Here is a 6,572-nt window from a genome sequence, read left to right as displayed (position 1 = left end):
TGATGGAGGTGCCGGCGATGGGTCGGCCGTCTGGTCCGGTGACGTTGATGGTGACGTTGTGGGCTGGGAGGGTGATGTCTTGGTCGCGGTCTCCGGTGATGGCGAGCGTCTGAGTGGAGTTGTTGGTGTAGAAGCTGTTGGGGACGCTGTAGCCGTTGCCGGTGTTGCTGGAGAGCGCCACGGAGTAGTTGCCGGCGGTGACGGCCAAGGCGTAGGAGCCGTCGCTGGCTGACTGGGTGGTTGCGCTTGTCGATGAGCTCTTGAGGGTGACGCTGACGCTTGGGAGAGGGTGACCGTCTGCGTCTCGCACCACCCCCGCAAACCGAAAGACGCCCTCCTTCGTCATCCCGATGCTGAACGTCCGATCGCCGCTGACGTGGACGGTCGGACCCGTTGTCGTGTGGAAGCCCGAAAGCGGCGGTGGTTGGAACGTGAAGTCGTAGTCGCCGTTGGGAACGGTCACCGCGTAGTTGCCGGCCACGTCTGTCGTCGCCCCCGCGACGATCGCCGTCGTGGTGTGGTCGCGGACCGTCACGGCGACGCCGCCGACAGGGCCGGTTCCCGGAAGTGCGCTAACGACTCCGGTCACCTGTGCGGCAACCGCCGTCGATGCCGTCGTCAGCAGCAGCAGGCCGATCATCAGGATCAGCAGGCGGGCGGAACGCATCAATGGCACCTCGGCGCGAGGGCCGTGTTCGCTTGCAGGAGCTGGACAGACGTGGTGATGAACGCGGCGGCCTTCGTGCCGGTCGCGGCGGCCGCGAAGTCGCGCAGGGCCGCGTTGCGCTCGCCGACCGTGCAGGAGGTGCGCGCAGCGTCGAGCGCGTTGAGCAACCGGCCTGTCACGACGAAGGAGAGCTCGTGGCGGGCCGCCAGGACGATGACGACACGTGCGACAGCGTCATAGGCGAGTGCCTTGGCGATCCGCTGTCGGCTCTTCGTCCTCGGCTTCCGCGCGGTGGCGGCGGTGACCGTCGGCTGCTTGGCGTTGAGGTCCGACTGGACGAGCGCCGCGGTGACATCGGTGCTGCCGAGCCCGGCGGGTTGAAGGTCCTGCCGTACCTGCCCGGGGATGGCCGTTCCCTTGCTCAGCGACCTCTGGCTCTCGGCCTGAGGTCCTGACGAGAGGCTCGTGCTCACTCCGGCGGCCGACGTCGCCTTCCCGAACGTGGTGTAGGCCGCGGCACGCGCATCCTGGGACGTCGACACGCTGCCCTCGTAAACGCGGACCAGAGCGGCCTGAGCCACTCCGGCCTGGGTGTCACCGGCGGCACGGGCCTGACGCAGTCGCGTCCGCGCAACAGCCAGGGCGACGGCGTCGGCGCCGGCCTCGCTTGCGCTCTGCGCGGCCTTCACCGCGGCCGTGACGATCTTCCTGCACGACGCCTTCTTGCATATCCTCAGGCTGCGCTCGATGCTCGCGCCGAGATCGCGAGGCTGCGCGAAGTAGGGGCTGAGGTCGGCAGATGCACCAACCGCCGCAGTGCGGGCCCTCGGTGCCTTGTCGGCGTCCATGAGGGCAGCCGCTCCCGTGGTGAGCGAGGACGAGCACGTGGCCTTCGCCAGCGCGCGGATCGCCGTGCCGGCGGCCGCGCCGGCCTTCTTCGATGCCGCGGTGGCGACCGAGCTCAACGCCGACGGTTGTCCCGGGGCCGAGCACGTCGCCAACGCCGCACCCACCGCCGCACGAACCGAGGCGGCGCGCTCGCTGCTCGCCGGCAGCGGGACCGCGTCCTCTGCTGAGCAGGCTCCGGCGGTCAGCGGACACTGGTCCGCCGCGTCGTCGATGCCGTCGGAGTCGCTGTCGCGCTCGTCGGGCGGTGCGGCGAGACGGTCGACGAGGAACGGTCCGAACGGTCCCGTCGTGGCGCAGTTGCCGACGAGATCGCACTCGGTGTGCGACGACGTCATCGCAGCGAGGTCGGTCGCGCCGCCGGCCACGGTGGTGCGCAGGACGAACTGGCCGCTCGCGTCGGCCAGCCCCGAGCCGCCATCCGTTGCCGTGCACGACGCGACGACGTTGGCCTCGAGCCGCGACAGCAATGCCGGTATCCCGTCGCATGAGACCAAAGGGCTCTTGCGGTCCACCTGCACGGGGCCAACGGGTCCGGCCGTCGTGCAATTGCCGGCCAGGTCACACACGGTTCGGGCGGAGGTCGTCGCTTCGGTCGTCTCGGTGCCCGGCGGTACCGAGGTCGAAAGCGTGAAGCTCGCCGAGCCGCCGTCGGCCAGACCCGAGCCCGAGTCGCTCGCCGTGCAGGCGACCGCGACGTCCGTCGCGTGCCACGCGCGGTCGGGCGCTGCGCAGCTGACCGTCGGAGGCTGCGTGTCCGTGACCGGTGCGCCGAGCGCGAGGACCCCGACATGCGCTGTGCTGGACGACGTCGGGATGTCCTGGTAGGCGAGGACTAGCCCGTCGCTGCTGAGCAGCGGCGCCTGACCACGCACGTCGAGCAGCCGGGCCCGTCCGTCAGGCACGGCGTCCCACAGAACGATGTGCCCTGGGAACGTCGCGTTCGCCCAATAGGCGGCACGCCGCCCGTCGCCGCTGATGGTCGGGCTCAGCAGCTGGCCCGTGGCCGAGAGCACTGCGCCGGAGGCGTCGACGTCGGCGCGGACTGTCGTGCCGGCGACACGATCGCGGAGGTAAGCGTGATCCGTTCGCTGGTCGTCGGTGAGGTCGGGGGCGGCGAGGTTTGGTGCTCCGCAGCTGAAGGCGACAAAACGGCCATTGGTGTTGAGCGCTGACTGAGCACACTGCGTCGGCGGTGCCGACGGACCCTGCAGCCCTGTGCTGTCGACGCTGGTCAGAGCGGTCGCACCCCCAAGCGGGCGGGCGAAGACGTCGGCGTCGCCGTTGTCGTCGCCGGCGACGAGGTCGCTCGCGTCGGAGCTGAAGCTGGTCACGGAGCCGTCGGCGCTGACCGCCGCGCTCGTGCTGTCCCCGGAGCCCGGAGTCCCTTGGGTGTCGCTGCTGACGAGCGTCGTCGTTCCCGTCTGCCGATCCCGCAGGAAGACGTCTCGCGCGCCGTTGGCGTCTCCGGCGACGAGGTTGGAAGCGGTCGACGAGAACACCACGAAGCGGCCGTCCGCGCTGATCGCGCCGGCGGTGGCCGATCCGGCGGAGCTTGCGGGGACGCCGGCGGTCGAGACGTCGGCCCGTTCCGCGCCGCCCCCGACTCGGTCGAAGACGAACAGCCCATTCCTGCTGAGCAGGAGGAATCGACCGCTCGAGCTCATCGCCACGGGGAGGTAACCAGGTGCGGGCAGCGTCGTGGTCCCGGCCAGGCGGTCGCGGAAGTACGCCTGCGTGCCCGACGGTGAGCCGGCGACGAGGTTGGTCGCGGCCGAGCTGAACAGCACGTAACGGCCGTCGTCGCTGATCCCGACCGGCGCCGAAGCAGCGTCGGCGAGCACGCCGGCGCTGCTGACGTCCGCGTATTCGGCATGTGCTGACGTGGCGCCGAGCAGGCCGGCCATGGCCACGATCACGAACGTTGCGATCCGTTTCCTCATCCTTGATCGGCCGTGCCTCAGCCACGGCCGCTCCGCTCCCGGGTCACCGAAGAGCGGCGAGCCTACCAAGCAATTGTGCAGTGAACAGGAAAAATCCAGTGCTTCGGACCAGGTATGGCGATAGGATCGCCGCCGTGCCGGGCTTCATGCAGCGATTCACAACGATGCGCGTAGCAACAGGGTGCGTGTTCCTTACGTGCTTCCTGTTGGGTTCACTCGTCGCGGCGGCTGGCGCGGACGCCCCCTCGCCGGTCAACGACGACTACCTGAAGTCCCTCCGGCTCGAGGACCCACAGCACCGGACGCCCCGTCAACCGACGCTCAACGTCCAGGACGCGACCGCTGCGACGGTGCAGACCGACCTCCTCGCGCCGACGGGCGCCGGTGGCGGTCCGGAGCAGACCAGCTGCGCCGGGGTCAGCTACGGCCGGACGCTCTGGTACGACATCACGCCGGATCAGCATGGTGCGGTCCGGCTGCAGTCAGCCGGTCGTGACGGTGTGATCGCCCTCTACAAGTACGACCCGCGCACGCTTCGGCTGGGGAAGCGGATCGCGTGCGTCAACCAGAGCGGCGTGCAGGACCAGATGGACGCCTGGCTCGACAAGGGTGAGGCGTACACCGTCCAACTCGGCGGCGTCGATGCCGGCGCTGGACCGGCCGGCGGCGAGGTGCAGTTCACCGAGCAGTTCCTCGAGGACCGCGACCGGGACAAGGTGCTCGACGCGGTCGACAAGTGCGTTGGGACCAAGGGCGTCGCACGCCTTAACGGATGCCTGCCCGATGTGAACGTCGCGCCGACGTTCAGCTGGCGACGCGTCGCGGGCGGCTTGAAGGTGACCGATCTGTCGATCGTCGACACAGACCACGGTGGGGGCACGGCGACGGCCGGGTGCTGCGGCCATCACGCCTCGCGCCGGCTGCGAACCGCCAAGACGTCGTTCACCAAGAACTTCGCCGGCGCACCCGTTCCGCTCGGGTCGATCCTCACCGTGACCGTGAGGCGGGCCGGCGCGATCGGCGTGCAGTTCCGGTGGCGGATCACGTCGAAGGGCGCAGGCGTCCGGCAGACCAAGTGCCTCGTTCCGTCGACCGGCAGGCCGCCCAAGGCCGGGCGCGGCTGCCAGTGAGCCTCAGCCGAGGGCGTAGCCGGCGGCGCTGAAGGCACGGGTCGCGTCCGCTATTGAGTCAGCGGCCGTCGCGCTGCCCTTGGCGGCTCGGTCGTAGGCCGACCGGTCGTGGCGCGCGGCTGCCGAGGCCATGGCCCTGAAGTCATCGCACAACGTGTCGACCGAGGCGGCAAGCGTCCGCTGAAGCGCGCGCTCTTGCGGACCGGCCGGGAGGTCACGGACCGCAGCGGCATGTTTCTGGCAGGTGCGGCCGAGGCTGTGGAGCGCGGTCGCCTGCGCGGCCGGTGTCGAGGCTGCCTCCACCGTGTCGAACCCATCGCGGCGCACGGATCCGATCGAGGCCAGCGCGTGACCGACGGCGCTGGCGTAACCGGCATTCGGAGCCAGCGTCCGTAGCCTGCTTCGCAACACGATGGTGCGCGCCACCGCGGCGCAGCTCGCCTCGTCCGCGTCGGCGATGCCATGCCCCGGCCGATGGCAGACGACGTAGGCCGCTGCGGTGCGAGTCGGGATGACTACGAGGGAGAGCGTCGTGCCGTCCCTCTGCATGATGCGGGGGTAGCGCAGTCCGTCGGCCGAACCGATGCGCACACGGTCGAAGCTGCCCGTGCTGCGGAGCGTATGCCGGAACCTCGCAGGAAGCAGCTTCGGGTCGTCGACCTGCGCGGTGCCGGCTACGAGCTGGAGGCCGCTCGCGGGCACCTGCAGCATCAGCCGTTGATCGAGGCGGAGCCCGGGGACCGCACCTCCGGATGAAGGAGACCATGGATCCCGGTAGGTCAGGCTGAGCGCGCGGGATGCCAGTCGATGCGGAGGTGCGGCCTTGGATGACCTGTGGCTGTGGTGGCCGACCGACGCGCCGACCGCTGCGGCGACGATGCAGCTTCCAACCACCGCGGCCAGACCGGCCCGGTTCCAGGTCACGACGTGCCCTCGAGCGGGCCCTCGCCCGACGGCGGCGGCGCGCTTCCGCCTGTCGAGCCGGTCGCAGTGCCGGTGGAGGTGGTGGGTGTCGGCCTCGTGTTGCCGGCGGCCGACGATCCAGTCGACGTGCTCGGCCTTGGCCTCGGCCTCGCCTTGTCCCTTTTCAGATCTGGGACCGATCCCGAGAACTCGGGCACCTCAATCGCCACCGAAGGAGCGCCCAAGATGGGCAGGGAGCCTGTCAGCGGCCGGTCGGGCGAATCGCCGGGCACGAGCGCGGCGACGCCGAGCCCCGCGCCGAAGCACAACGTGATCGCGATGACCACCAAGCCGGGGAGCCGTCGCCGGCGCGACGATGTCCGCTGGTGCTGCCGCTGCTCCTCTTGCCTGCGTCGGAAGCTTCGGACGGCCGCCGTCAGCTGGTGCCCGAACTCCGCGAACTCCTCGGGGCCGTCGTCGTGGAGGCGCTTCGCCTGCCTTCCCGCCAGTTCGGCGATCTCCGGAGGGAGCTCGTCCTGAAGCGGCATCGACGCTCCATCGACCAAGACCGGGATGACGTGCTTCCCGCGCCGCAGCGCGGCGGCGATCTCCGCGTGGACGTAGTCGCGCGGATCGTCGAGGCGTCTGCTGCCATCGGGGCCGGTGATGGTGAGCCAGCCAGGGCCGATCACCGCCAGCACGACGTCGCTGCTCTCGATCTCCTCCTCGATCGTGGGCTGCACGACGGCTCCGATCGGGATCGAGCCGCGATCCACGAAGATGCGACTGCCACGCATGCTGCTGGCGAGTCCGGCGGCGAGACCAGACACGAGATGGCGAGTGTCGTCGCGCCGATAGCAGATGAACACGCGCGGCGGGCGCTCTCTGCCCCTCAGTCGCGGCACGCGTGATTGCGAGACGGCGCTCATCGCCGAGCTGTCCGGCATCCGTGGCCACCGCTATCGATCGTCCTGATCACTCCGAGCTCCTCGGCGCGCATTCAACAGGAAAACCGGCCGGCGT

General features: G+C 70.1%; 5 protein-coding genes. 1 reads left to right on the top strand and 4 read right to left on the bottom strand.

Annotation, left to right across the window (positions count from 1 at the left end):
- Positions 1-667 (bottom strand): carboxypeptidase-like regulatory domain-containing protein (locus H030_RS0127965; RefSeq protein WP_027008557.1); only part of this gene is annotated, 667 nt, incomplete at its 3' end.
- Positions 667-3,480, bottom strand: coding sequence for a hypothetical protein (locus H030_RS0127960; protein WP_155892328.1), 2,814 nt, complete (start codon positions 3,478-3,480; stop codon positions 667-669). The genes H030_RS0127965 and H030_RS0127960, both read right to left, overlap by 1 nt.
- 38 nt (positions 3,481-3,518) lie before the next feature.
- Here H030_RS0127960 and H030_RS0127955 point away from each other — a divergent pair, with 38 nt between their 5' ends.
- Positions 3,519-4,646 (top strand): hypothetical protein, encoded by a 1,128-nt coding sequence (locus tag H030_RS0127955; RefSeq protein WP_155892327.1) that lies wholly within the window; start codon positions 3,519-3,521, stop codon positions 4,644-4,646.
- Positions 4,647-4,649: 3 nt separating this feature from the next.
- Here the strand turns inward: H030_RS0127955 and H030_RS0127950 are convergent, their stop codons facing one another.
- Positions 4,650-5,357: a hypothetical protein gene (locus H030_RS0127950; protein ID WP_027008554.1), complete on the bottom strand. Its 708-nt coding sequence runs from the start codon at positions 5,355-5,357 to the stop codon at positions 4,650-4,652.
- A 209-nt stretch (positions 5,358-5,566) separates the two neighbouring features.
- Complete coding sequence (locus H030_RS38060) at positions 5,567-6,478, bottom strand: toll/interleukin-1 receptor domain-containing protein (RefSeq protein ID WP_231398561.1); 912 nt, start codon at positions 6,476-6,478, stop codon at positions 5,567-5,569.
- Positions 6,479-6,572 lie beyond the last annotated feature (94 nt).

Origin of the sequence: Conexibacter woesei Iso977N (genome assembly GCF_000424625.1) — a bacterium.
In the GTDB taxonomy this organism is placed as follows: domain Bacteria; phylum Actinomycetota; class Thermoleophilia; order Solirubrobacterales; family Solirubrobacteraceae; genus Baekduia; species Baekduia woesei_A.
This window is presented reverse-complemented; position numbering and strand designations above follow the sequence as displayed.

Excerpts from the sequence above, each read along its gene's own strand:
- H030_RS0127960 (WP_155892328.1), bottom strand. The coding sequence starts at position 3,480 with ATGGCCGGCCTGCTCGGCGCCACGTCAGCACATGCCGAATACGCGGAC.
- H030_RS0127950 (WP_027008554.1), bottom strand. The coding sequence starts at position 5,357 with ATGCTGCAGGTGCCCGCGAGCGGCCTCCAGCTCGTAGCCGGCACCGCG.
- H030_RS38060 (WP_231398561.1), bottom strand. The coding sequence starts at position 6,478 with ATGAGCGCCGTCTCGCAATCACGCGTGCCGCGACTGAGGGGCAGAGAG.